General features: G+C 71.7%; 24 protein-coding genes and 1 tRNA gene. 14 read left to right on the plus strand and 11 right to left on the minus strand.

Annotation, left to right across the window (positions count from 1 at the left end; translation table 11 throughout):
• Positions 1–113 precede the first annotated feature (113 nt).
• From BS75_RS21155 to BS75_RS21170, 4 genes are all read left to right on the plus strand, one after another.
• Positions 114–1,193: a carbon-nitrogen hydrolase family protein gene (locus BS75_RS21155; protein ID WP_331281431.1), complete on the plus strand. Its 1,080-nt coding sequence runs from the start codon at positions 114–116 to the stop codon at positions 1,191–1,193.
• Entirely contained in the window at positions 1,115–2,497 is a 1,383-nt protein-coding gene (locus BS75_RS21160; RefSeq protein WP_034089378.1) for an APC family permease, read from the plus strand. The genes BS75_RS21155 and BS75_RS21160 overlap by 79 nt, the downstream gene beginning before the upstream one ends.
• Positions 2,498–2,565: 68 nt before the next feature.
• The gene (locus BS75_RS21165) at positions 2,566–3,291 is read left to right on the plus strand and encodes a FadR/GntR family transcriptional regulator (protein ID WP_034089379.1); all 726 of its coding nucleotides are present in this window, start codon (positions 2,566–2,568) and stop codon (positions 3,289–3,291) included.
• Positions 3,292–3,371: 80 nt separating this feature from the next.
• Positions 3,372–4,832, plus strand: coding sequence for an APC family permease (locus tag BS75_RS21170; RefSeq protein WP_034089380.1), 1,461 nt, complete (start codon positions 3,372–3,374; stop codon positions 4,830–4,832).
• Positions 4,833–4,942: 110 nt separating this feature from the next.
• Here the strand turns inward: BS75_RS21170 and BS75_RS21175 are convergent, their stop codons facing one another.
• The gene (locus BS75_RS21175; RefSeq protein ID WP_042437779.1) at positions 4,943–5,734 is read right to left on the minus strand and encodes a DUF5324 family protein; all 792 of its coding nucleotides are present in this window, start codon (positions 5,732–5,734) and stop codon (positions 4,943–4,945) included.
• A 197-nt stretch (positions 5,735–5,931) separates the two neighbouring features.
• Here BS75_RS21175 and BS75_RS21180 point away from each other — a divergent pair, with 197 nt between their 5' ends.
• Positions 5,932–6,459: a peptidylprolyl isomerase gene (locus BS75_RS21180; RefSeq protein ID WP_034089381.1), complete on the plus strand. Its 528-nt coding sequence runs from the start codon at positions 5,932–5,934 to the stop codon at positions 6,457–6,459.
• A 137-nt stretch (positions 6,460–6,596) separates the two neighbouring features.
• Positions 6,597–7,472 carry a rhomboid family intramembrane serine protease gene (locus BS75_RS21185; RefSeq protein WP_034089382.1) on the plus strand — a complete coding sequence of 292 codons (876 nt, stop codon included), beginning with the start codon at positions 6,597–6,599 and terminating at the stop codon, positions 7,470–7,472.
• Positions 7,473–7,732: 260 nt separating this feature from the next.
• On the opposite strand, the gene crgA is transcribed toward BS75_RS21185, so the two are convergent.
• Positions 7,733–7,984 carry a cell division protein CrgA gene (gene crgA / locus BS75_RS21190; RefSeq protein ID WP_034089383.1) on the minus strand — a complete coding sequence of 84 codons (252 nt, stop codon included), beginning with the start codon at positions 7,982–7,984 and terminating at the stop codon, positions 7,733–7,735.
• A gap of 467 nt (positions 7,985–8,451) precedes the next feature.
• Here crgA and BS75_RS44580 point away from each other — a divergent pair, with 467 nt between their 5' ends.
• Genes BS75_RS44580 through BS75_RS21210 form a run of 4 tightly spaced genes read left to right on the plus strand, consistent with a single transcriptional unit; the run spans position 8,452 to position 11,169 of the window.
• The gene (locus BS75_RS44580; RefSeq protein WP_052069584.1) at positions 8,452–8,787 is read left to right on the plus strand and encodes a hypothetical protein; all 336 of its coding nucleotides are present in this window, start codon (positions 8,452–8,454) and stop codon (positions 8,785–8,787) included.
• Complete coding sequence (locus BS75_RS21200) at positions 8,784–9,425, plus strand: aminodeoxychorismate/anthranilate synthase component II (RefSeq protein ID WP_034089384.1); 642 nt, start codon at positions 8,784–8,786, stop codon at positions 9,423–9,425. Before BS75_RS44580 ends, BS75_RS21200 begins: the two co-directional genes overlap by 4 nt.
• Positions 9,422–10,396: a class E sortase gene (locus BS75_RS21205; protein ID WP_034089385.1), complete on the plus strand. Its 975-nt coding sequence runs from the start codon at positions 9,422–9,424 to the stop codon at positions 10,394–10,396. Before BS75_RS21200 ends, BS75_RS21205 begins: the two co-directional genes overlap by 4 nt.
• A 53-nt stretch (positions 10,397–10,449) precedes the next feature.
• Entirely contained in the window at positions 10,450–11,169 is a 720-nt protein-coding gene (locus BS75_RS21210) for a class E sortase (RefSeq protein ID WP_034089386.1), read from the plus strand.
• Between the two features lie 51 nt (positions 11,170–11,220).
• Here BS75_RS21210 and BS75_RS21215 read toward each other — a convergent pair whose 3' ends face one another.
• The 7 genes from BS75_RS21215 to BS75_RS21245 all read right to left on the minus strand — a co-directional run bounded on the left by BS75_RS21215 (position 11,221) and on the right by BS75_RS21245 (position 20,156).
• On the minus strand, positions 11,221–11,649 hold the full coding sequence (locus BS75_RS21215) for a PPOX class F420-dependent oxidoreductase (RefSeq protein ID WP_034089387.1): 429 nt from the start codon (positions 11,647–11,649) through the stop codon (positions 11,221–11,223).
• A gap of 119 nt (positions 11,650–11,768) precedes the next feature.
• Positions 11,769–13,769 (minus strand): Stk1 family PASTA domain-containing Ser/Thr kinase, encoded by a 2,001-nt coding sequence (pknB, locus tag BS75_RS21220; RefSeq protein WP_034089388.1) that lies wholly within the window; start codon positions 13,767–13,769, stop codon positions 11,769–11,771.
• A gap of 193 nt (positions 13,770–13,962) precedes the next feature.
• Positions 13,963–15,426, minus strand: coding sequence for a peptidoglycan D,D-transpeptidase FtsI family protein (locus BS75_RS21225; protein WP_034089389.1), 1,464 nt, complete (start codon positions 15,424–15,426; stop codon positions 13,963–13,965).
• A 112-nt stretch (positions 15,427–15,538) separates the two neighbouring features.
• Positions 15,539–16,897: an FtsW/RodA/SpoVE family cell cycle protein gene (locus BS75_RS21230; protein ID WP_042437777.1), complete on the minus strand. Its 1,359-nt coding sequence runs from the start codon at positions 16,895–16,897 to the stop codon at positions 15,539–15,541.
• 37 nt (positions 16,898–16,934) lie between these two features.
• Positions 16,935–18,491, minus strand: coding sequence for a PP2C family protein-serine/threonine phosphatase (locus BS75_RS21235; protein ID WP_034089390.1), 1,557 nt, complete (start codon positions 18,489–18,491; stop codon positions 16,935–16,937).
• A 179-nt stretch (positions 18,492–18,670) separates the two neighbouring features.
• Positions 18,671–19,216 carry an FHA domain-containing protein FhaB/FipA gene (locus BS75_RS21240; RefSeq protein ID WP_034089391.1) on the minus strand — a complete coding sequence of 182 codons (546 nt, stop codon included), beginning with the start codon at positions 19,214–19,216 and terminating at the stop codon, positions 18,671–18,673.
• A 10-nt stretch (positions 19,217–19,226) separates the two neighbouring features.
• On the minus strand, positions 19,227–20,156 hold the full coding sequence (locus BS75_RS21245; protein ID WP_034089392.1) for an FhaA domain-containing protein: 930 nt from the start codon (positions 20,154–20,156) through the stop codon (positions 19,227–19,229).
• 491 nt (positions 20,157–20,647) lie between these two features.
• On the opposite strand from BS75_RS21245, the gene BS75_RS21250 reads away from it, so the two are divergent.
• A tRNA-Leu gene (locus tag BS75_RS21250) sits at positions 20,648–20,730 on the plus strand.
• Positions 20,731–20,888: 158 nt separating this feature from the next.
• Positions 20,889–21,305 (plus strand): VOC family protein, encoded by a 417-nt coding sequence (locus BS75_RS21255; protein WP_034089393.1) that lies wholly within the window; start codon positions 20,889–20,891, stop codon positions 21,303–21,305.
• Between the two features lie 7 nt (positions 21,306–21,312).
• Here BS75_RS21255 and BS75_RS21260 read toward each other — a convergent pair whose 3' ends face one another.
• Positions 21,313–22,206, minus strand: a complete 894-nt coding sequence (locus BS75_RS21260) for a LysR substrate-binding domain-containing protein (protein WP_034089394.1) — start codon at positions 22,204–22,206, stop codon at positions 21,313–21,315.
• A gap of 78 nt (positions 22,207–22,284) precedes the next feature.
• On the opposite strand from BS75_RS21260, the gene BS75_RS21265 reads away from it, so the two are divergent.
• Entirely contained in the window at positions 22,285–23,322 is a 1,038-nt protein-coding gene (locus tag BS75_RS21265) for a bile acid:sodium symporter family protein (RefSeq protein ID WP_042437775.1), read from the plus strand.
• Between the two features lie 37 nt (positions 23,323–23,359).
• Complete coding sequence (locus BS75_RS21270) at positions 23,360–24,214, plus strand: MerR family transcriptional regulator (RefSeq protein WP_034089395.1); 855 nt, start codon at positions 23,360–23,362, stop codon at positions 24,212–24,214.
• Positions 24,215–24,224: 10 nt separating this feature from the next.
• On the opposite strand, the gene BS75_RS21275 is transcribed toward BS75_RS21270, so the two are convergent.
• Positions 24,225–24,683, minus strand: coding sequence for a MarR family winged helix-turn-helix transcriptional regulator (locus BS75_RS21275; protein ID WP_034093474.1), 459 nt, complete (start codon positions 24,681–24,683; stop codon positions 24,225–24,227).
• Positions 24,684–24,820 lie beyond the last annotated feature (137 nt).

Consider the following 24,820-nt stretch of genomic DNA (forward strand, 5'->3'; position numbering starts at 1 on the left):
GCGGGGTCTTGTTTAATTGTTCACTGTGCTCTAATTTTGACTCCGCCTGGGGCCGACCGTCCGGTCCGCCGCCGCCGGTGTCACGCGGCCCGCCCAGGGAGCTGGAGGTCCCCGTGAACCGACTCCTGTCCATTGCCGCCGTCCAGGCGGCGCCGCGTCCGGCCGAGGCCGATCCGGACGGCTTCGCCGCCGAGGTGGAGCGGCTGCTGGCGGAGAACCCCGGCACCCGGATGGTCGTCCACCCCGAGATGCACCTCTGCGGCGTCGACGCCGGGGCGGCAGCCGGCCGCCACGAGCAGCTGGAGGCCGCCGCCGAGCCGCTGGACGGACCGCGGGTCCGTCGGCTGGCCGAGCTGGCCGGAGACCTCGGCGTGTGGCTGCTGCCGGGCAGCGTGACCGAGCGCGGCGAGCGGGGCGAGCTCTTCAACACGGCCCTGGCGTTCTCGCCGGAGGGCCGGCTGGCCGCCTCCTACCGCAAGGTTTTCCCCTGGCGTCCCTACGAGCCCTATGTCCCGGGCGACCGCTTCGTGGTCTTCGAGGTGCCGGGGACCGGCCGGGTCGGCTTCTCCATCTGCTACGACAGCTGGTTCCCCGAGGTCGCCCGGCACCTGGCCTGGATGGGCGCCGAGGTGATCGTCAACCCGGTGGAGACCACCAGCGACGACCGGGAGCAGGAGGTGGTGCTGGCCCGGGCCAACGCCATCGTCAACCAGGTCTTCGTGGTCAGCGTCAACGCGGCCGGCCCGGTCGGCCGGGGCCGGAGCCTGATCGTCGACCCCGAGGGGCTGGTCCGGGCGGAGTGCCCGGACGCCGGGCCCGCGCTGCTCACCGATGTGCTGGACCTGGACCACGTCACCCGGGTCCGCACCCACGGCACCGCCGGGACCAACCGGATGTGGGAGCAGTTCACCGACGCGGACGCCCCGATCGAGCTGCCGCTGTACCGGGGCCGGATCGACCCCGCAGCTGGCGGCCCGGCTCCTGCCCGGGCTGACCGCTCCCCACCGCCCCACCGCCCGCGCTCACGTCCCGTACCCCCCTCGGCGCCCGACCGCCCTCGGCGCCCGACCCCGCCGGCACCGCGTCCCCACTCCCACGCACCCCCGGAGCCCCGATGGAATCCCCCACGCTCTCCCGCTCCCTCTCGCTCAGATCGGTGGTGCTGTTCGGCCTCGCCTACATGGCGCCGCTGATCGTGCTGGGCACCTACGGCGTGGTCGCGCAGACCACCGGCGGCACCGTTCCCAGCGCCTACCTGCTGGCCCTGGTGGCGATGCTGTTCACCGCGCACAGCTACGGCAAGATGGCCAGGGCCTACCCGGTGGCCGGCTCGGCCTACAGCTATGTGCGGCGGGCGGTCGACTCCCGGATCGGGTTCCTGGTCGGCTGGGCCACGCTGCTGGACTACTTCTTCCTGCCGATGGTGATCTGGCTGATCGGCGGCGCCTATCTGCAGGCGCAGTTCCCGGCCGTCCCGTTCTGGATCTGGATCGTCGGCTTCATCGTGCTGACCACGGTGCTGAACGTGGTCGGCATCAAGGTCGCCGAGCACGCCAACTCGCTGCTGATGGCCTTCCAGGTGCTGGTGATCGGCTTCTTCGTGGTGCTGTCGCTGGCGCACGTCTACCACCTCGGCGGGGCGGGTGCGATGGCCAGCACCACGCCGTTCGCCAACCACGGCTCCTCGCTGGCCGGGATCTCGGCCGGGGCCGCCATCGCCGCCTACTCCTTCCTCGGCTTCGACGCGGTGACCACGCTGACCGAGGAGACCGTCGACCCGCAGCGGACCATCCCCAGGGCGATCATGCTGACCGCGCTGATCGGCGGCGGCATCTTCGTCCTGGTCTCCTACACCACCCAGCTGGTGCACCCCGGCAGCGCCTTCGCCGACCCCAACTCGGCCGCGTTCGAGATCGCCAGGACCATCGGCGGCAGCCTGTTCTCCTCGTTCTTCCTGGCCGGCCTGGTGGTCGCGCAGTTCGCCTCCGGTCTCGCGGCGCAGGCCAGCACCTCGCGGCTGCTGTTCGCGATGGGCCGCGACTCGGTGCTGCCGAAGAAGTTCTTCGGCCGGATCAACCCGCGCTTCCGCACCCCGGCCGCCAACATCGTGCTCACCGGCGCGGTCGGCCTGATCGCGCTCAGGCTCAGCGTCGCCGCCTCGACCTCGTTCATCAACTTCGGCGCCTTCACCGCCTTCACCTTCGTCAACATCAGCGTCATCGGCCTCTACCTGCGCCGTCGGCGGGCGGGTGAGCGCCCCGCGGCGCTCACCTGGCTGGTCGCCCCCGCCGTCGGTGCGGTGGTGGACGTCTACCTGCTGACCAAGCTGGACGACCACGCGCTGGTGCTCGGGCTGGTCTGGCTGGCCCTCGGCGTCGTCTATCTGGCCTACCTGACCCGGGGCTTCCGGTCCGCCCCGCCGGAGCTGGACTTCACCGAGGACGAGGCCCCGGCCCCGGGCTCGGAGAGCCCCGCGGCGACCGCCGGTGCGCACTGAGCGCGGACCGGCTCCGACCCGGGCTCCGGGGCGCGGAGCTGCGGTTCGGCGGCGGCTAGGGTGGTCCCGTGGCGAGCACAGCGGGCAAGTTCGGCCCCTACACCCAGGCGGCCAGGACCGGCGGCCAGCTCACCGCCGCCGGGCTCGGCGGCTCGGACCTGGTGCGCTCCGCCATCGCCCTCCAGGTCCGCCTGGGCACACTGACCCCGGGTCAGCGGCTGGACGACGTCGGGGTGCTCTCCGAGCGACTGGGGATAAGCGAGATCACGGTCCGCCGGGCGCTGGAGGGCATGTGCCAGGACGGCCTGCTGGACCGTCAGCGCGGCCGCACCGGCGGCACCTTCGTCGCCCAGGGCTGGTCCGGGGTGGTGGCCGCGCTGTACGACGCGGAGCTGGCGGCGCCGCTGGAGGCGCTGCAGCTGCTGCTGGAGTGCGGCCTGGTCGCGCTGCACTGCGGCGAGATCCGCGGCGGGGAGCTGGACGGACTCCGGGCGCTGGTCGAGGAGATCGGGCGGACCGCCGACCCCGAACTGCTGCCGCGGCTGGAGACCCGGTTCCACCTGGACCTGGCCGGGGCCCTGGGCGGGCAGCCGGCCCGGGAGCGGGCCACCGACCTGGTCGGCCGGCTCTGCCTGCTCCGGCCGGCCGGCACGACGGCCCAGCTGCTGGCCGGCAACCTCCGGCACGGCGAGCTGCTGGACGCGCTGGAGACCGGGCGGATGGACGCGGCGGTGGGGGCGGTCAAGGCGCACCACCGGCTGCGCGCGGCCGGTCCGGATCCGGTCGACGGTTGACCGTCGACCGTCGACCGCCGACGGCCGGCGAACCCGTCCGTCACCACTCGGCAGCACCCGGCACCCAGGGAGGGCGCAGCATGACCGACCCCGGCACCGGCCGTCCGGTTCCCCGCGCGGCACGCGAGCACCGGCTGCTCGGCGGCACGCTGGGCACGGTGGACATCGCCGCGGCCACGATGGCCAACATCGGTCCGGCGATGAGCTTCTACTTCGGTTTCGGGTTCCTGGCGCTGACGGCCGGGGTGGCGTCCCCGCTGACGATCGCGGCGGCCGGTCTTGCGGTCGCGCTGCTCGGCAACACCCTGGCGCAGTTCTCCCGGGCGCACCCCTCGGCCGGCGGGTTCATCACCTTCGTCGGCCGGAGCTTCGGGCCGACCAGCGCGGTCACCACCGCGCTGCTGGCCGGGCTGGGCTACATCATCGGGATGGCGGCGGTGATCTCGATCTCGGGCGGGTTCGTCCAGATCACCGTGGAGCGCTACTCGGGCGTACGGCTTCCGTGGATCGTCTGGTCGCTGCTGCTGACGGCGGCGTCGGTGGCGCTGATGGTGCGCGGGATCGCGGTCTCCACCAAGGTGGCCGGCTTCTTCTTCGGCATCGAGCTGCTGGTGCTGGTGGTGGTGTCGGTGGCGACGATCGTCGGCCACGGCGGCCACCTCTCGCTGAGCCCGTTCGAGCCGAGCCGGCTGAAGGACGGCTTCAAGGGTCTGGCGCAGGGCTTTCCGCTGGCGGTCTTCCTCTTCGTCGGCTGGGAGAACTCGGCGGCGCTGGCGGAGGAGACCGAGGACCCGCGGCGCAATGTCGGCCGGGCGGTCTTCTGCTCGATCGGCATCATGTCGCTGAGCTACCTGCTGTTCTCCTACGCCACGGTGACCGGCTTCGACTACGACGTGGCCGGGCTGGGCGCCGCGCAGATCCCGTTCGTGACGGTGGCGCAGCGGACCCTCGGCGGTTTCGCCTTCCTGGCCTATGCGGCCGGGCTGACCTCGACCCTGGGCGCGCTGATCGCCGGTACCAACTCGCAGGCCCGGCTGGTCTTCAACGCGGGCCGGGAGGGGATGCTGCCCTCGTTCATCGGCTATGTGCACCCGACCCGGCGGACGCCGACCTACGCCATCGCGACCTTCATCTCGCTGGCGCTGCTGATCATCGGCGGCTGGGGCGCCGGGCACCTGCTGGGCGGCCGGAGCGGTTCGATGGACCCGGTGCGCTTCTTCGCCGAGGCGTCGACCATGGGCTCGATCCTGATCCTGCTGGTCTACCTGGCGTCCAATGTGGCGCTGCCGTTCTACTACCGGCGGTACCGGCCGCAGGAGTTCCGGGCGGTGCGGCACCTGGTGCTGCCGGGGCTGGGCGCGGTGGCGATCCTGGGGCCCCTGGGCTACCTGGCGAAGCCGGGGCAGCCGGCGCCGTACGACTGGTTCCCGTGGCTGGCGCTGGCCCTGGTGATCGCCGCGGTCGGTTACGCCACTGTGCTGACGCGGCGGGATCCGGAGCTGGGGGACCGGGTGGGGTCGGTCGTCGCCGACGCCGAGTAGCCGAGTGGCTGAGTGGCCGAGCAGCCGAGTGGCCGAGCAGCCGGGCGGAACGGGGCCGGACGCGCCGCGACCCCGCACGGTGCGTGCGGGGTCGCGGGGGCGGGCGGTGCTCAGCGGGTGGGGCCGTCCTCGTCCTCGCCGTCGAGCGGTGCTTCCAGATCGACCGGGTCGATCGGCTCCTCCGGGTCCAGGGTCTCGGCCTCGGACTCCTTGGCCGCGACCTCCGGGTCCAGCTTGAGCGCGCCGGTGGCGCTCGACCCGGACGCGCCGGTGGCCGGGCCGGTGGCCGGGGTGCTGCGGAGCGGGAGCGGCGCGGCCGGGGGTTCGACCAGCCAGTCCGGGTTGCTCTGCTTCTGCCACCACTTCCAGGCGGCCACGCCGCCGCCGGCCACGGCGCCGATGACGCCGACGGCCACGAACCGGCGGGTCCACCGGCCCTTGTGGGCGTGCTGGGCGGTCAGTGCCTCGATCTCGGCGACGCTGATCTGTCCGCGCAGCACCGGGAGCGCGGCCGCGCCCCGGTCGCGGGCGGTGGCCGCGGCGGCGGCGGTGGCCTGGACGGCCTCCTCCAGGGCGCTGTTGACGGCCGGGACCGCTGCCTGCCGGGCCTGGACCGCAGCGGCCCTGGCGGACAGTCCGGCGGCCCTGGCGGCCTCCACGGTGCGCTGGCCGGCCTTGCCGGCGGCCTCCAGCGCGGCCGGGGGCACGTTGGCCCTGGCCTGCTCCCACAGCGGGACGACCCGGGGGATCACGCTGTGCTCGATGGTTTCGAGGTGCGGTGCCAGCCGCTGCCACGCCTCGTCGGTGTAGTGCACCGCCGCGTCCCGTGCGCTCGCGGCGTAGGGAACGAGCTGTTCCCTGGTCTTCCCTGCGGCCTCGCGGGCTGCGTCGATGCGGGTCACCAGTTCCTCCTCCTCGGTGGCGTCCTGTGGGGTCGCCTGCCCACTCTGACAATGATCATGCCGCCTGGATCGTTCCCGGGCGCGCGGCGCTCCTCCTACGCATCCTGCTCTTTTGTACGCAGTTGTGCAGAGCATGCGAGGATTCCCTCTGTCGACATGAAGCCATGAGCTAGGCACGGACGGAAGGAAGGCGCGTCGTGGCCCAGGAGCTGTACGCCACTGTTCGGACCAATCTCGGGGACATCGAGGTCCGGCTGCTCCCGAACCACGCCCCGAAGACCGTCGCCAACTTCGTCGGCCTGGCCGAGGGCAGCCGGGAGTGGATCGACCCCCGGACCGGCGCGGCCTCGAACGCTCCGCTCTACGACGGCACGGTGTTCCACCGGGTGCTGGCCGGCTTCATGATCCAGGGCGGCGACCCGCTGGGCACCGGCACCGGTGGCCCCGGCTACCAGTTCGCCGACGAGTTCCACCCCGACCTCCACTTCGACCGTCCGTACCTGCTGGCCATGGCCAACGCCGGCCCGGGGACCAACGGCTCGCAGTTCTTCATCACGGTCGCGCCGACCGCCTGGCTGAACCGCAAGCACAGCATCTTCGGCGAGGTGGTGGACCCGGCCTCGCGGAAGGTCGTCGACGCGATCGCCGGCACGGCCGTGACGCCGTCCAGCGAGCGTCCGGTCGAGGACGTGGTGATCGAGTCGGTGCGGATCGGCCGCAGGTAGCGGTCGGCGCCGCAGGTAGCGGTCGCCCGGCGGCCCGGTTCGCGGCAGTTCTCCGGCCCGGATCGGGCTTCGACGGGTCCGGAGGTGGAAAGCTGGCCTTCGGGCGTTCACTCGAGGTCCAGAAGGCAGGCAGGCAGATGCTCTCCGATCAGCAGGGGCCGGGCGGTCCCCAGCAGCACAGCGGCTACACCCTGCCGGACTGCTACCGGCATCCGGGCCGGGAGACCGGGGTGAGCTGCACCCGCTGCGAGCGGCCGGTCTGCCCGGACTGCCGGGTCGGCGCCGCGGTGGGCTTCCAGTGCCGGGACTGCGTGCAGGGCGGGAACGCCGGTGTCCGGCAGGCCACCACCGCGTTCGGCGGCCGACCGGTCCGCGACGGCACGCTGGTCACCAAGGTCCTCATCGGGATCAACGTGGCCGTGTGGGGCCTGACCTACCTGCTGGGCAACTCCTTCGTCGACCGCTTCCTGATGCTGGGCGACCTCCCCGGCTACGCCGGCGGGGTGGCCGACGGCCAGTGGTACCGGATGATCACCTCGGTCTTCCTGCACCAGCAGATCCTGCACATCGGCATGAACATGTGGTCGTTGTGGGTGATCGGACCGACCCTGGAGCAGCTGCTCGGCCGCTGGCGCTATCTGAGCCTGTACCTGGTGGCCGGGCTGGCCGGCTCGGCGCTGCAGCTGATCGTGGCGCCGGAGACGCCGGCTCTGGGCGCGTCCGGGGCGATCTTCGGGCTGCTGGGTGCGCTGGTGCTGCTGCAGCGCAAGCGCGGCTACCAGCTGGGGCCGATCGTGGCGATCATCGTGGTCAACCTGGTGGCCACCTTCACCATCGCCGGGATCAGCTGGGAGGCCCATGTGGGCGGACTGGTGGCGGGGCTGGCGATGGGCCTGGGCCTGGCGCACGCGCCGGCCGGGCGGAGGAACCTGGTGCAGTGGGGGACGATGGGCCTGGTGCTGGCCGCGGTGGTGGTGGCCAGTCTGGTCGGGGCGGCCCAGCTCCCTGCCTGAGGCGGTGCGGTCGGCCCCGCGGCCGTGATTCGTCCAGTTGTCCACAAGGGCGCCGCCGGAGTCGGCGGCGCCCTTGTGGATCTTGCGGTCTACCCGTGTCCACCTGCTGTTTCGATCCCGCCACGGGCTGCCGTCGAGCGGCTCCCGGGGCTTCTGGGCTCAAGTTATCCACAGATAGTCATGGTTTTCCCCACTGTGGATAACCATGTGGACAATGAACGCCCGTCCGAGTCGGGACCGTGCCGAAGGGCCGGAATCCGCTACTTCCACTGGGTGGAGACGCCGAAGCCGCCCGCGATGAAGGCGAAGCCGATCACGATGTTCCAGTTGCCGATGCCCTGGATCGGCCACGACGAACTGGACACGTAGTAGACGACGATCCACACCAGGCCCACCAGGAACAGGGCCAGCATCAGTGGTGCGATCCAACTGCGCCCGGAACTGAGCTTCACCGCGGTCGCCGTGGGCGGCGGGGTGTAGTCCGACTTCTTCCGGATTCGGGACTTCGGCACGAGGAGCACTCCTGTCGATGCGCTGCGCTGCATGGCCGCAGATGGCCAACTGAGCTGTGGGTTTTCTGGGCCAGTGGCACGGCGGTCGGGCATGCCGCACACGTCTCCAGCGTCCGTTAGCGTAGTGGCTTCCGGAGTCGGAAGAAGATAAGGGTACGCGTCGGATTCGTAGAAAGTTCCGATACTTGCCCGGTTCGTGATCGGCCTGATGGACGGACGCGCCCGAATGATCGCCGATTCACCTTTTTGTGACGTGTTCCGGCCCTGTTCCGGAGCCTGCCTGGGGGCGCCGACCGAAGTCATTCCGGTGTGCAGGGTAAGGCGGCGGGTTCAAATGATGAGCGGACAAGCACGGGCGAAGCTGGCAAAACGGTAACGAGAGGCCAGTCCACCCACCTGCCGCAGCCGTGTCCCCGTACCCTGGTGCCCCGGCCTGCCGAGGTGCCGGGCCGGGGCAAAGGAGCGCGATGTACGGCTGGATCTGGGGACGGCTCCCAGGCAACAACCTGGTGCGGGCCCTACTGTCGCTGCTGATGTTCGCCGCGGTGGTGGCCGTCCTGTTCAACTGGGTCTTCCCGTGGGCGGAGCCGCTGCTGCCGTTCAACGACGTCACGGTGAACGGCGGCGCCCCCTCCGCGACCGCGACCGCCCCTGCGGGCAACCCGTCGGCCGGGCCCTCGGGAGGGTCCACCGGCCCCGCCGCCGCACCCTCCGCCGGCGGCAAGGCGTCGAGCCCCACGCTCACCGGTGCCGCTCTCCCCACCTACCTGCCGCTTGTCCCGACCGGAGCTGCCGCCTCATGACCGCCCGCATCCTCGTTGTCGACAACTACGACAGTTTTGTGTTCAACCTGGTCCAGTACCTCTACCAGCTCGGCGCGAGCTGCGAGGTGGTGCGCAACGACGCGGTCGAGGTCGGGTCGGTGACCCCCGCCGACTACGACGGCGTCCTGCTGTCACCCGGACCCGGCACGCCGGAGGAGGCCGGGGTCTGCATCGAGATGGTGCACCACTGCGCCGCGGTCGGGCTGCCGGTCTTCGGGGTTTGCCTCGGCCTCCAGTCGATCGCCGTCGCCTACGGCGCGGTCGTCGACCGTGCGCCGGAACTGCTGCACGGCAAGACCTCTGAGGTCACCCACGAGGACGGCGGCGTCTTCGCCGGCCTCCACTCCCCCCTGGTCGCCACCCGCTACCACTCGCTCGCCGTGGAGCGCGACACGGTGCCGCCGGAGCTGGCCGTCACCGCCTGGACCGACTCCGGCATCGTGATGGGCCTGCGCCACCGGGACCTGCCGGTCGAGGGCGTCCAGTTCCACCCGGAGTCGGTGCTCACCGAGGGCGGGCACCGGATGCTCGCCAACTGGCTCGCCGAGTGCGGGGACGAGGCCGCGGTGGGCCGCTCCAGCGGCCTGGCGCCGGTGATCGGGCGGGTCTCCGCGTGACCGCGCTGCGCCCGGAGCGGGCGGACGGCGGCGACGGACTGCCCTGGCAGCCCGGGGGCGCGGTGCCCCCGGGCGGGGCCATGCCCTCGGGCGAGTACCTGGGCGACTTCGACGCCGAGGCGGCCGACAGCTCCGACACCATGGTGCTGCGGGTCCCGCCGTCCTACCCGCCCGGGCCGCCGGAGGGGGGCGGACGGGCGGCCCGGCGGCGTGCGGCCAGCGGCAAGCGCCGGGCCGGCGGACGCGCGCAGGCGGGCCCCAGGCCGCCCAAGGTCAAGGAGAAGCCCGGGATCATCGCGGTCCGGGCGATGGGGGAGCTGTTCATCACCCTGGGCGTGGTGATGTTCCTCTTCGTGGCCTACCAGCTGTGGTGGACCAATGTCACCGCCGATGCCTACGCCAGCGGGGCCAAGAGCAAGCTGGAGACCCAGTGGCACGCCGGTGCCGACTCCAAGGACCACTCCCCCTACCCGAACGCGATAGCCGTCGGTACCAAGTTCGCGATCATCTACATCCCGAAGCTGGATGTGGAGACGCCGATCGCCGAGGGCGTCGACAAGGACACCATCCTGGACAACGGCATGGTCGGGCACTACACCGGCGCCCAGGAGACGGCCTTCCCCTGGGACGCGACCGGCAACTTCGCCCTGGCCGGCCACCGCAACACCCACGGTGAGCCGTTCCGCTACATCAACAAGCTGGTGCCGGGCGACCAGGTCATCGTCGAGACCGCCTACGACTACTACATCTACTCGGTCACCAGCACGCTCCCGCAGACCTCGCCGTCGAACGTCAGCGTGATCGAGCCGGTGCCGCCGCAGTCCGGGTTCACCCAACCGGGCCGCTACATCACCCTCACCACCTGTACGCCGGAGTTCACCTCCACCTATCGGATGGCGGTCTGGGGCAAGCTGGTCCAGGACCTGCCGAAGAGTTCGGGGAAGGTGCCGCCGGCGCTGCTGAACGGCTGACCGGGCCGTCCCTCGGTGGTGCGGGCAACCCACCACCGAGGAGACCGCCACCCATGTCGACCGCTTCCTCCCGCGCCCCCCTGGCCCCGCTGCAGCGCGCCCTCGGCGTGCTGGGCGAGCTGCTGATCACCGCCGGGGTCGTCCTCGCCCTGTTCGTCGTCTACTCGCTCTGGTGGACCGATGTGGTCGCCGACCGGCGGGCCGACGACGACGCGGCGAGCGTCCGGCAGGCCTGGGCCACCGTGCCGTCGGCGGCCCCGCCGGCGGGCGCCCCGCCCCGGGTCTACCGGGGCGGCGGGATCGGCTTCCTGCACATTCCCCGGCTGGGGAAGGACTTCGACCTGCTGATCAAGCTGGGGACCGGTACCGACGTCCTGAACGAGGGGGTGGCCGGCGCCTACACCGAGCCCTACCGGGCCGCCATGCCCTGGGCCGGGAGCGGCAACTTCGCCCTGGCCGCGCACCGGGACGGGCACGGCGCCAAGTTCCACAACCTGCCGGAGCTGCGGCCCGGCGACAAGGTCGTGGTCGAGACCCGGGACACCTGGTACGTCTACACGGTCGACCGGACCCTGGAGCAGACCTCCAAGTACGACGTCGGGGTCACCGCCCCGGTCCCGGCCGGCTCCGGCTACCACCGTCCGGGCCGCTACCTGACCATGACCACCTGCACCCCCGCCTACACCTCCCGCTACCGGATGGCGGTCTGGGCCTCGCTGACCCGCACCCAGCCGGTCGACCGGGCCCGGGACCTGCCGCCGGAGCTGAGCTGACGGCGGGTCGGGGCGGCGGGGCCGGGGCCGGTCGACCGGGCGCGGCCGGCTTCAGGCCGCCAGGTCGGCCAGGGCGACGACCTTCTCGATCCGGACCCGGACCAGCAGCTCGCCGGGTACGCCGTTGCGTTCGCCGTAGGCCGCGGCCTGGTCCTCGCCGACGTAGCGGGCGGCGATGCGGGTCGCCCACTCCTTCACCTGGGGCAGGTCCTCGCTGAGCGTGGCCCGGCCCTCGACCAGGACGAAGGCGTAGGGCGCGCGGTCGTCGTCGACGCAGAAGGCGACCCGGCCGTCACGGGCCAGGGTCCGTCCCTTCACGGTGTCCGCGCCGGTGTTGAAGACCAGGTCCTCGCCGTCGACCAGGAACCAGACGGGGGCGACGTGCGGGCGGCCGTCGGCCCGGGTCGTCGCCAGCTTGCCGGTACGGGTGCCCTCGCCGAGGAAGGCACGCCACTGGGTTTCGTTCATCGGGGTTGCCATGACGTCATGATCCGACAGAACCGCCGGATCGGCGCGTGCGGCGCCGGGAACGCCCGAGGGGCCGGGGACGACTGCTGTGTCCCCGGCCCCTCGGGCCCTGCCGACTGCTGCCCGGTGGGTCAGTCGTTGCCGAAGCCGAAGCCGTTGTTGCCGTTGTTGTTGTTGCCCGGGCTGCCGTTGTTGTTGCCCGGGTTGTTCGGGTCGCTGGGGTTGCTGGTCGAGGGCGACGGGGAGGGATTGGCCGGGTTGATCTGGATGGTGATCTGGGCGCCGGCCGGCACCTGCGATCCCGAGGTCACCGGCTGCCCGTTGTAGGTCGCGGCGACGACCGCACCGACGCCGTAGCTGCCGGTGTACGCGCCGGCGGTCGGAGCGGTGTAGGTCAGCCCCTGCGACTTGAGCGCGTTGATGGCGTCGTTCTCGTCCATGCCCACGAGGTTGGTCGAGAGCGTCACCTGGGCCTGGCCGCTGGAGACCACGATGTTGATCGGGCTGTTGAGCGCCGCCTGGCTGCCGGCCGCCGGGCTCTGGCTGATGACGCTGCCGGAGGCGATGGAGGCCGAGGAGGCCGAGGTCACCGAGCCGAGGGTGAAGCCGGCCCCGTTGATCGCGGTGGTCGCGTTCGCCTGGGTCTGGTTGGTGACCGGGGGCACCGCCTTGGTCGGCGCGCCGCTGCTGAGGTGGACGGTGATGGTGCCGCCCTCCTGCATGACGGCGCCGCTGGCGGGGCTCTGGGTGCAGACGTCGCCCTTGCTGGCGGTGTCGGTGCTGCAGGCGACCTCGGCGCCCTGGACCACCTTCAGGTTGCCCTGGACGTTGCCGACGGAGGCCTGGGCGCTGTTCCAGTCCTGGCCGATCAGCGGCGGGGCGGTGTAGGTGTTCTTCGCCGTGCCGCCGAACATCGACTTCGCCACGAAGTAGGAGCCGGCCAGCACCAGGACCGCGGCGATGCCGAGGATGATCCACGAGGTGCTGCGGCTGCGACCGCCGCCGCCGCCGGCGTTGCGCCGCCGGTCGCCGCGGCCGCCGTAGCCCGAGCCGTCGTCGTACCCGTTGTCGTAGCCGTTGTTGCTGTCGTCGTAGCCGTCGCCGCCGGCGTCGTAGCCCTGGCCGACGCCCGGCAGCAGGCTGGTCTGGCCGTAGCCGGACGCGGTCTGCTGCGGCATGGCCGTGGTGCGGCCGTAGGCGTCCGGCTGGCCGCCGTAGACCTGGGTCTGCTGGTCGTAGCCGCCCATGGCCGGGCCCGCGCCGTAGCCGACGCCCTGGGCGGCGGCGACGGGCAGGCCGTCGAGGGCCCGCTCGATGTCGGCGCGCATCTCGTCGGCGCTCTGGTAGCGGTTCTCCCGCTCCTTGGCGAGGGCCTTCAGCACGATCGCGTCGTACTCGGGCCGCAGTTCCGGGTCGTAGACCGACGGCGGCTGCGGCTCCTCGCGGACGTGCTGGTAGGCCACCGCGACCGGGGAGTCGCCGATGAACGGCGGCCGGACGGTGAACAGCTCGTACAGCAGGCAGCCGGTGGAGTACAGGTCGGAACGGGCGTCCACCTGCTCACCCTTGGCCTGCTCCGGCGAGAGGTACTGGGCGGTGCCGATGACCGCGGCGGTCTGCGTCATCGTCATGCCGGAGTCGCCCATGGCGCGGGCGATGCCGAAGTCCATCACCTTGACCGTGCCGTTGCGCGTCAGCATGACGTTCGCGGGCTTGATGTCGCGGTGGACGATGCCGTTGCGGTGCGAGTACTCCAGCGCCGAGAGGATGCCGGTGGTCATCTCCAGCGCGCGCTCGGGCAGCAGCCGGCGGCCGGAGTGCAGCAGCTCGCGCAGCGTGGATCCCTCGACGTACTCCATGACGATGTACGGGATCGAGACACCGTCGATGTAGTCCTCGCCGGTGTCGTACACGGCGACGATCGAGGGGTGGTTCAGCGAGGCCGCGGACTGGGCCTCACGACGGAAACGGGCCTGGAACGACGGGTCACGGGCCATGTCGGCCCGCAGCGTCTTCACAGCGACGGCGCGTCCGAGCCGGATGTCGTGGCCGAGGTAGACCTCGGCCATGCCGCCGCGTCCCAGGACGCCGCCCAGCTCGTACCGGCCGCCGAGGCGACGCGGTTCTTCCATGGTTCCAACCCTCTCCCTCGCCGGTGCCGAGGTTGATCTGTCGGGCCTGCAGTGGACTGCGGAAGCACCGGCGTGGACATACCGCTGCTTGCGGATACGCTACCGGGCGTATCGACGGTTCAGGTCCGCCCGGGGCACTTGATATGAGAACGGAATGTGGCGGCCGCTGTCGAACCGGACCCGCTCCCACCGCTCACTGGCCGACGTAGGCCTCCATCATCTGCTTGGCGATCGGGGCGGCCAGCTCCTCACCGGACACGTCGCCGCGGGAGGTGTCGCTGGACTCGACGACGACGGCCACGGCGATCTCCTTGCCCGCGCTGTTCTTGGCGTAGGAGACGAACCAGGCGTACGGGGTGTTGGCGTTGTTGGTGCCGTTCTGGGCGGTGCCGGTCTTGCCGCCGACGGTGACGCCGGGGATCTGCGCGGTGACCCCGGTGCCGTTCTGGACGACGTTGACCATCATCGTCTGGATCTCGGAGGCGACCTGCGGGGTGGTGGCCACCGAGAGCTGGGTCGGCTGGGTCGGGGTGCCGACCACGCTCTGGTCGCCGGCACGCACCTCGGAGACCAGGTACGGGGTCATCAGCACGCCGTTGTTGCAGATGGCGGAGGCGACCATGGCCATCTGCAGCGGGGTGGCGGAGGTGTCGAACTGGCCGATCGACGACATCGCGGTCTGCGACTGGTTGATGCCGGTGGCGAAGGTGCTGGGGTCGACCCGGACCGGGATGTACCGGGTGGCGTTGAAGCCGAACTTCTGGGCCTCCTGCGCCATCCGCGCGTCGCCCACCTCGACGCCGAGCTTGCCGTAGACCGTGTTGCAGGAGTAGGTCAGGGCGGTGTTCAGCGTCGCGTTCGTGCAGGGGTCGCTGGCGCTCTCGTTCGGCAGCGAGATGTCGGTGCCCGGCAGCGGGTAGGGGTTCGGCGAGTCGGTCGGGGCGTTGATGTCGGTGACCAGGCCGGTCTCCAGCGCCGCCGCCGAGGTGATCAGCTTGAAGGTCGAGCCGGGCGGATAGGTCTGCCGCAGCGCCCGGTTCAGCATCGGGTTGCCGGGGGCGTTCAGCAGGCTGGTGTAGGTCGTCCCGCTGGTGTCGCCGCTGGCGAGCACGTTGGGGTCGTACGAGGGCGCGCTGACCAGGGCCAGGATCGCCCCGGTGGTCGGGTCCAGCGCCACCGCCGCGCCGATCTTCTTCTGCTGGGTCAGCGCGTTGTAGGCGGCGGCCTGCACCTTGGCGTCGATGGTGGTGACCACGTCGGCGCCCTGCTTCTGCTTGCCGGTGATCAGCGACTCGAAGTTGTTGACGGCCAGGTCGGAGGCGGTCCCGTCGAGGTACTGCGACTCGACGCTCTCCAGCAGGCTGCTGCTGAAGATCGGCGAGGAGTAGCCGGTCACCGGGGCGTACAGCGGGCCGTTGGTGAACGACTCCCGGTACTTGAACTGGTTGCCGTTGACCAGCTGGCTCTTGGTGACGGCCTGTCCGCCGACGATGATGCTGCCCCGGGGGTAGCTGTAGGCCTCGATCATGCCGCGCCGGTTGTTGGCGTTGTCGTTGAGCGAGGCGGCGTCGACGCCCTGCACCCAGTTGACCCGGATCATCAGGGCCAGGACCAGGACCAGGCAGAACACGGATACCCGGCGGATGGGCTTGTTCACGGTCGGGTGACCCTTCTGGTGGCGTGCGGCACGACGACTACCTGTCTACACGTTGTTCATGACGCCCGGCGGACCGAGGTCGGTTCTGGAGGGTCCGGCCGGGGCCGGACCCTCACACCGGGGCGGGCGCCGGGACCGGCCGCCGGGAGACGTCGCTGATCTTCAGCAGTACTGCCACCAGGGCCCAGTTGGTGATGACGGAGGATCCGCCCTGGGCCATGAACGGCAGTGTCATTCCAGTCAGTGGGATGGTACCTGTCACACCCCCGGCCACGATGAACACCTGCAGGGCGAACGCCCCGGACAGGCCCACCGCCAGCAGCTTCCCGAAGGGGTCGCGGGCCGCCAGTGCGGTCCGCAGCCCGCGCTCCGAGAGCAGCGCGTAGATCAGCAGCAGCGCCATCAGCCCGGCCAGGCCCAGTTCCTCGCCGATGGTGCCGAGGATGAAGTCGCTCTTCGCGGCGAAGCCGATCAGCCAGGAGTGGCCCTGACCGAGTCCGGTCCCGGTGACCCCGCCCGCGCCGAAGGCGAAAAGTGACTGCCCGAGCTGGCCGATCCCGCCGCCGGCCACCTCCTGGAGCGGGTGCAGCCAGGCCGTGATCCGGGCGGCGACATGGGGCTCGGTGCGGGCGACGGCCCAGAAGCCGAGCCCGGCCATGAGCAGCCCGAAGATGATCCAGCTGGTCCGCTCGGTGGCGACGAACAGCATGATCACGAAGATGCCGAAGAACAGCAGCGAGGTGCCGAGGTCGGTCTCGAAGACCAGGATCAGCAGGCTGAGCGCCCAGACCGCGACGATCGGCCCGAGGTCCCGGCCACGCGGCAGGTAGAGGCCGAGGAAGCGGCGGCTGGCCAGGGCCAGGGCGTCCCGCTTCATCATCAGGAAGCCGGAGAAGAACACCGGCAGGATGATCTTCACGAACTCGCCCGGCTGGATCGAGAAGCCCCAGACGTGGATCCAGATCTTCGCGCCGAAGTCCGAGGCGCGGTCCGGCATGAAGGCCGGGATCGCCAGCAGCACCAGCGCCGCCAGCCCGGCCAGGTAGGTGTAGCGCTGGAGGAACCGGTGGTCCTTCAGGAACACCATCACCCCGATGAACAGCGCGATCCCCAGGCCCGACCAGACCAGCTGGTTCTGCGCCGCGGGATAGTTCGGGTGCAGCTCCCTGGCCTTGTCGAGGCGCCAGATGAAGACCAGGCCGAGCCCGTTGAGCAGGGCCGCCAGCGGCAGCATCAGCGGGTCGGCGTAGGGGGCGAAGCGGCGCACGGCGAGGTGCGCGCAGAGCGCGAAGGCGCCCATGCCGAGCCCGTAGCGGAGCATTCCCTCCGGCACCCTGGCGTCCATCGACAGGCCGGTGTTCGCGTAGGCCAGCACCGGCACCAGGACCGCGAAGAGCAGCAGCGACAGCTCGGTGTTCCGGCGCTGCGGACTGCCCTGCGGCGCGGCCGTCACCGCCGCCGGGGCGTGCAACCGCCCGGCGCTCGGTCGCAGCCCGGGGAAGCTCAAGTCAGGAGGTGGTGCACAGCTGCGCCAACTGCTGCTGTTGCGGGGTCAGGGAGACGGACGGGGAGGGCGTGACGGAGGTCTTGGTGTCCGGGGTGGTCTTGGGGGCGGTCTTCCCGGACTTGTCCCCGCTCGGGCTCGGCGTGGGGGTGGGCGTCGGCGCGGCCGGGGTGCTGGGGGCGGTCGCCAGCTGTCGGCAGACCGCGGCCTGGCTCTGCAGCTGGGTGACCGTGCCGTCGGCGGCCTTCAGGCTGCTGGCGCTGATGGTGTTCTTGACCGAGGTCTGCTGGTAGGACGGCAGGTACGTCAGCTGGACGTCCGGGTAGTCCTTGTAGACCGTGGCCAGGTTGATCCCGGCCAGCTTCTGGTGGACGCCCTGGTAGACCGCGACATGGTCGCCGTCGGCGCCGACGAAGTACTGGGTCCGGGTCCACTGGTAGCCGCCGTAGGCGCCGCCGCCGACCAGGACCAGCACGGTCAGCAGGATCAGCGAGGGGGCCAGCCAGCCGCGCTTGCGGGGGCTCCGCTGCCGGCGCCGGCTGCGTCGGCCGCCGTCCTCCTCGGGGTCCCCGTCCGGGTCGGCGTAGTCGCCCTCGCCCTCGTAGGCGTCCGCGTAGGACTCGTCGTAGTCCTCGCCCTGGAAGTCGCCTTCGTCGTAGCCGTCCCCGTTGGCCCCGCCGTAGCCGGCGTCGGCCGGCGGTCGCGGCCGGCCCAGCGAGGCGGCGCGGGCGGCCGGGGTGTTCGCCATGGTGTGGTGGCTGATCGTGGGCGGACCGTCGGCGACCGCGCCGACGACCATCGGGGCGCTGCTGAACTGGAGCGACGGGAGGTCGCCCTCGGCCACGTCGAGCACGTCCGCGACCACGCAGGTGATGTTGTCCGGGCCGCCGCCGCGCAGGGCGAGCTGGATCAGCTCGGCGATGGTCTGCTCGGGCGCGTAGTAGCTGCCGAGCGTCTCCTCCAGGGTCTGGTGGCTGACCACCCCTGACAGGCCGTCGGAGCAGATCAGGTAGCGGTCGCCGGCCCGGACCTCACGGATCGACAGGTCGGACTCGACCTCGCCCGTGCCCATCAGCGCCCGCATGATCAGCGAGCGCTGCGGGTGGGTGCTGGCCTCCTCCTCGGTGATCCGGCCCTCGTCGACCAGCCGCTGCACCCAGGTGTGGTCCTGGGTGATCTGGCTGAGCGAGCCGTCGCGCAGCAGGTAGGCGCGGGAGTCGCCGATGTGGATCAGTCCGGCCCGCTGCCCGTCCCAGAGCAGGGCGGTGAGCGTGGTGCCCATGCCCTCCAGCGACGGGTCGTTCTCCACCAGCAGCCGCAGCCGCTCGTTGGCGCGTTCTGCGGCCTGGCTCAGTGCCGTCAGCGGATCGGCGTCGGGGGTGGTCTCGTCCAGTTCGACCATGGTGGACAGGACCTCGGCCGAGGCGACCTCCCCAGCGGCCTGGCCGCCCATGCCGTCGGCGACGGCGAGCAGCCGCGGACCGGCGTAGCCGGAGTCCTCGTTGCCCTCCCGGATCATCCCCTTGTGCGACCCGGCGGCGAAGCGCAGCACGAGGCTCATGTGCCGTCCGCCCCCTTCCCTCGGTCCCCTGCGCGATGCCCCGGTGCAGCGTGCGTTGATGCATCGTACGGTGCGCGTCCGGTGCGGACCGGTCCCGGGTGCGCCCGGTCGCGCCCACCGGGCGTCGCCGGCCGGGGACTTCGCGACCCGGTGGCGTGGTGCCCATGCCTCATGCGTGACTACTTCCGCAGCTCGATGACGGTCCTGCCGATGCGGATGGCCACTCCCGGCTGGAGCGGAGTGGGGCTGGTCAGCCGGGTCCGGTCCAGGTAGGTGCCATTCGTGGAGTTGAGGTCCTCGACGATCCACTGACCGCTCTGGTCCGGGTAGATCCTGGCATGGCGGGAGGACGCGTAGTCGTCGTCGAGGACGATCGTCGAGTCGTGGGCCCGGCCGAGCGTGATCGTCTGACCGGCCAGCGCCACCGTGGTCCCGGCCAGGGAGCCCTGGGTGACCACCAGGTGGGTGGGTCCGCTGCGGCGCGCACGGCCGCCGTCCTGGCCCTGGGGCCGGCGTCCCTGCTGCTGCGGGGGCGCGGGCTGCTGACGGCCGGTGGGGGCGCCCGTCGCGGTCGGGGTGGACCGGCGGCCGGTGGCGGTGGCGGTGCGCTGGGTCGCCTTCGAGCCGTACAGGTCGCTCCTGATGACCTGTACGGCGACGATCACGAACAGCCACAGCACGGCGAGGAAGCCCAGCCGCATCACCGTGAGGGTCAGGTCTGACATGTGCCCCGCGTCACCCTTCGGTTTGTCTGAAGACGATGGTGGTGCTGCCGAGGACGATACGAGAACCGTCGCGGAGCGTGGCGCGCTGGGTGTGCTGACCGTCCACGATGATGCCGTTGGTCGAGCCCAGGTCCATCACGACGGAGGGCGTGCCCATCCGGATCTCGGCGTGCTTGCGGGAGACCCCGGGGTCGTCGACCCGGACGTCGGCCTCGGTGCTGCGGCCGAGGACCACGGCCGGGGTGGTCACCTGGTGCCGGGCGCCGTTCATCTCCAGCCAGCGGCGGACCGGCGCTGCGCCGGGCGGCGGGGGGTAGGCGGTGCCGGGCAGCTGGCGGACGTTGTTCTCGGCCGGCGGCTCGTACGCGGGGCGGGGCTCGTAGCCGCCGGGCTGCTGGTCGTACCCGCCCGGCTTGACGGCGGGGAAGGCCGGCGCGGTCGGCGCGCTGGGCACGTTCGGCGGCAGTGGCGGCATCGGCGGCTGCCAGGCCTCGGCCTGGCGCCCGCCGTACTGCGGCTGCGGCGGCATCTGCTGCTGGGCGTACGGGTCGGCGGCGGGCGCGGCCTCGTTGGCCTCGATCCGGCTGCGGACCCGGTAGAGACCGGTGTCGAGGTCCTCGCCCTGCTCCAGGGCGACCTTGAGCGGGCCCATGAACGAGTAGCGCTGAGCCTGGGCGTACTCGCGGACCATCCCCGCGAGCTCTCCGCCGAGCTGGCCGGCGTACGGGCTGAGGCGCTCGTAGTCGTGGGTGCTGAGTTCCACGATGAAGTCGTTGGGCACGACGGTCCGGTCGCGGTTCCAGATGCTGGCGTTGTTGTCGCACTCGCGCTGCAGGGCGCCGGCGATCTCAACGGGCTGCACTTCGGACTTGAACACCTTGGCGAAGGCTCCGTTGACGATTCCCTCGAGTCGCTGCTCGAACTTCTTCAGGGCTCCCACGGGGCACCCCCTTCCGTCTGGCGTTCGGTACGTTTCGCGCTGGTGGTGCGCGGGTGGCTGTCGGCCTTCCTTATCTGATCGTATCTACGCTGCGGGTCCTTGTGCGGTTCCTTCGTGCCGGTCGGGTGGCGACGTGTGTCCGGACACACTGTCACCGAGGGCGTCCCGGCCCGGGACGCTCGGCGGCCGTCGACCGCACCGTCAGGAAGGATGCCATCACCGGAGGGGTACCGGGTAGGGATCGGATGCCCCGGCGGACTCGTACCCGGTGCCGGGCGTGGTCATCCGCCGATCACCCGTTCGGCTCGTCGGCGGGGCCCGGCCGGGGTTCCGGCTCCGGGTCGGGGGCGGGCCTGGACACCCCTTCCGACGTGCTAGTGTTCTTCTTGTCGCAAGGCGCTACGGCAGCGAAACGGCAGCTCGGAGGACCGGGAAACAACCGGTTTGAAGACGCCGGTGGAACTTCGGTAGAGTCGACGACATCACTCAATGCGCGAGTGGCGGAATGGCAGACGCGCTGGCTTCAGGTGCCAGTGTCCGAAAGGGCGTGGGGGTTCAAATCCCCCCTCGCGCACAGCTGAGGCGCCTCTGGCAGAGACGAAAGTCACTGCCGGGGGCGCCTTTCTTGTTGTGCCGAACCGCTGTGCCGCAGCGTTGCCCGCGGCGGCGGGCGCGCGGCGGGCCCAGACTGGGAGGAGGGGACTCCGAACCCAGTGAGGAGGCCGGTCCGCCATGACGGACACCACAGCGGCGGCTGCCCCGCCGCCGCAGGTATGGCCCGTGCTCCGCGCCCGTGACGCCCGGGCGCTGATCCGTTTCCTGGTCGACGCCTTCGGCTTCGAGGAGACCGTCGTCTACGGCGAGGGCGACCGGGTCGACCACGCCGAGCTCGGCTGGCCGCCGGGCGGCGGGGTGATGCTGGGCTCGGTCCCCGAGGTCGGGTCACCGACCACCGAACCCGGGACCTTCGCCGCCTATGTGGTCACCGACGAGCCGGACGCCCTGTGCGCCCGGGCCCGGGCGGCCGGCGCCCGGATCACCACCGAGCCGCACGACACCGACTACGGCTCGCGCGACTTCGCCGCCGCCGACCCGGAGGGCAACCGCTGGTCCTTCGGGACCTACCGGGGTGCCACGGGCGGCGGCTGACCGGCGCTCAGGCCGGTGCGCGGCGGCTCAGCCGGGCGCCGTTGGCGAGGACGGCGTCCACCAGCGCGCGGGCCGGTTCGCTGTCCGCGCCCCGGCCGCCGGTCAGCACGAAGTCGGTGCTGCCGAGATCGGGCAGGCCGGCGTCGGCGGGCAGTGGGCGCAGCCCCGGCGGGATCAGGCTGAGGGAGTGCGCGACCACGCCGATCCCGGCCCGGGCGGCGGCGATCATGCCGCTGAGCCCGCTGGCCGTGCAGGTGATCCGCCAGGGGCGGGCGGCCCGGTCCAGGGCCGCCAGCGCCCGGGCCCGGGTGACGCTCGGCGGCGGGTAGACGATCAGCGGCAGCGCCCCGCCCTCGTCCGGGTCGGCGCGGAAGTCCTCTCCGGCGGCCCAGACCAGCCGGTCCCGCCAGACCGTCCGGTTGCTCCACAGGGTCCGTCCGCCGCCGGTCCCGCCGGCCACCCGCTTGCCGAGCACCAGGTCCAGCGTGCCCTCGGCGAGCTGCTCGTTGAGCACCCCGGTCAGACCGACCGTCAGTTGCAGGTCGACCTGCGGATGGCTGTGCCGGAAGGTGCGCAGCACCTGCGGCAGCTCGGTGACGGCGAAGTCCTCGGAAACGCCGAACCGCAGCCGTCCGCTGACCCGGGGCCCGGCGAAATAGGCGGTGGCGCGTTCGTGGGCGTCGAGGATGGAGCGGGCGAAGCCGAGCATGGTCTCGCCCTCGCCGGTGAGTTCGACGCTGTGGGTGTCGCGGAGGAACAGCTGCCGGTCGGCGGCCCGTTCCAACCGCTGGACGTGCTGGCTGACGGTGGACTGCTGGAGTCCGAGCCGTCGGCCGGCGGCGGTGAAGCCGCCGGTCTCGGCGACGGCGAGGAAGGAGCGGAGCAGTACCGGATCGAACATCCGACCATCATAGAACGTGATGGCAGTGAGTGCTGTGAGTCGCTTTCGCCATGGACGGGCGGGTGTCAGGGTGGAGCCATGACCCTGCCCCGCCGTTGGCCGCTCGACCCGTTCATCACCTCCCTGCTGCTCACCGTGGGCCTGGCGGCGCTGCTCCCGGCCCGGGGCCCGGCCGCCCGGGGCGTCTCCGACCTGGGGGTGTTCGCGGTCGGTCTGTTGTTCTTCCTCTACGGCGCCCGGCTGTCCACCCAGGAGGCCTGGCAGGGGATGAAGCAGTGGCGGCTGCACGGGACGGTACTGCTGGCCACGTTCGCGGTGTTCCCCCTGCTGGGGCTGGCGCTCCGGGTGGTGGAGCCGGCACTGCTGAGCGCACAGCTCTACCAGGGCGTGCTGTTCCTCTGCCTGCTGCCGTCGACGGTGCAGTCGTCGATCGCCTTCACCTCGATCGCCCGGGGCAATGTCGCGGCGGCCGTCTGTGCGGCGACCTTCTCCAGCCTGGCGGGCATCGTGGTGACCCCGGTGCTCGCGGCACTGCTGCTCAGCACCGACGGCGGGGGGATCTCCGGCCGGGCGATGCTGGACATCGTGCTGCAGCTGCTGGTGCCGTTCCTGGCCGGGCAGCTGCTGCGCCGCTGGATCGCCGGGTGGATGGGACGGCACCGGAAGTCGCTGGGCCTGGTGGACCGGGGGTCGATCCTGATCGTCGTCTACGGGGCGTTCAGCGCGGGCGTGGTCGGCGGGATCTGGGGGCGGCTGTCGCCCGTCTCCCTGGCGGTGCTGCTGCTGGTGGACGCGGTGCTGCTGGCGGTGGTGCTGGGGGCGACCGGCCTGGGCGCGCGCTGGCTGGGCTTCAGCCGCGGCGACCGGATCACCATCGTCTTCTGCGGCTCGAAGAAGAGTCTGGCCAGCGGGGTGCCGATGGCCTCGGTGCTGTTCCCGGGGCCGACGGTGGGGATGATGGTGCTCCCGCTGATGCTGTTCCACCAGATCCAGCTGATGACCTGCGCGGTGCTGGCCCGCCGCTGGGGCGCGGCGGCGGCCTCCGGCTCGGTGGAGGTGACCCGTTCGACCCCGGCCGGGTCGTCGGCGGTGGCCGGTGCGGAGGTCGGGGCTTGACCCTGACACGGTGTGAGGGCCTGAAGTAGGGAGGGTCATGTTCACCATCGGAGATTTCGCCAAGCACGGCCGGGTGTCGATCCGGATGCTGCGTCACTACGACGCCATCGGACTGCTGCACCCGGCCCGGGTCGATCCGGCCAGCGGCTACCGCTTCTACGAGGCGGCGCAGTTGGCGCGGCTCAACCGGATCATCGCGCTCAAGGACCTCGGCTTCCGGCTGGAGCAGGTGGGCGCGGTGCTGGACGAACAGGTCGGCGTCGACGAGTTGCGCGGGATGCTGCGGTTGCGGCAGGCCGAGCTCGCCGAGGCGATGGCGACCGCTGCGGCCCGGCTGACCCAGGTCGAGGCGAGACTCCGGAGTATCGAGAGCGAGGGCCGCATGCCCATGCAGGACGTTGTAGTGAAGAGCACCCCGGCGGTGCGGATGGCCGAGCTGACCGGGATCGCCGCCGGCTACGCGCCGGAGCAGATCGGACCGGTGGTCGGGCCGCTGTTCACGGAGCTCTGCCGGCTGGTGGGGGAGTCCGGCCTGCCGGTGACCGGCCCCTCCGTCGCCTGGTACGAGGAGCTGCCGGACAGCGAGGGCGGGATCCTGGTCCATGCCGGGCTGCCGGTGGGCGGGGCGGAGCCGGGGCCGCACGCGGGCTTCGCGGTGGTCGACCTGCCGGCGGTGGAGACGGTGGCGACCATCGTCCACCGGGGGTCGATGGACCACGTGCTGCCGACCGTGCAGCTGCTGGCGCGCTGGGTCGACGGCAGCGGGCACCGGTTCGCCGGTCATGCCAGGGAGGTCTATCTGGAGTGCGACGGGCCCGCGGACACCTGGGTCACCGAGCTCCAGGTGCCGCTCGCCGACCCGGAGCCGGCTCCGGTCGGCCGGCTCCGCTGACGGCCGTGGATCACGCCCGGGGCTGGGAGCGCTCGTTGTAGAGCGTCAGATAGGCGGCGAAGCGCTCCAGATCGGCGTCGGGCCAATCGCCCAGCCGTTCCAGGAAGGCCAGTCGGCGCTGCTCGCTGACGGACTCCAGCAGCGCGCTGCCGGCGTCGGAGGGGCGGATGATCTGGCCGCGCTGGTCCTCCGGATCGGTGCTGCGCTCGACCAGCCCGAGCCGCTCCAGGGCGGTGACCTGACGGCTCACCGTGGACTTGTCCAGCATGAAGTGCGAGGCCAGATCGGTGCCGCGGCAGCCGCCGCGCTCCCGCAGCAGGTCCAGGATGGCGTAGGTGACCAGGGTCAGGCCGGGGTGGATCTGCGAAGCCTGCGAGCGGGCACGGCGGGCGAACGCGGTCAGCTCGCGCTGGATCGCGTCGATCGACTCGGCGCGCTCCTGCGGGGCGTCCGTGGACGGGGCGAGCAGCGCCGCCGCGTCGTCCACGTCTCTGCTGGCTGCCGTGCTGCTGTGCTGGCCGGACACTGGTGCTCCTCTGATCGGTCGTCGTCCTGACCCACCAACAGTTAGCACCGACCGCGCCCCGGCGGGGTGCGGCCCCCCGA

Source organism: Streptacidiphilus albus JL83, assembly GCF_000744705.1.
Taxonomy (GTDB): Bacteria; Actinomycetota; Actinomycetes; order Streptomycetales; family Streptomycetaceae; genus Streptacidiphilus; species Streptacidiphilus albus.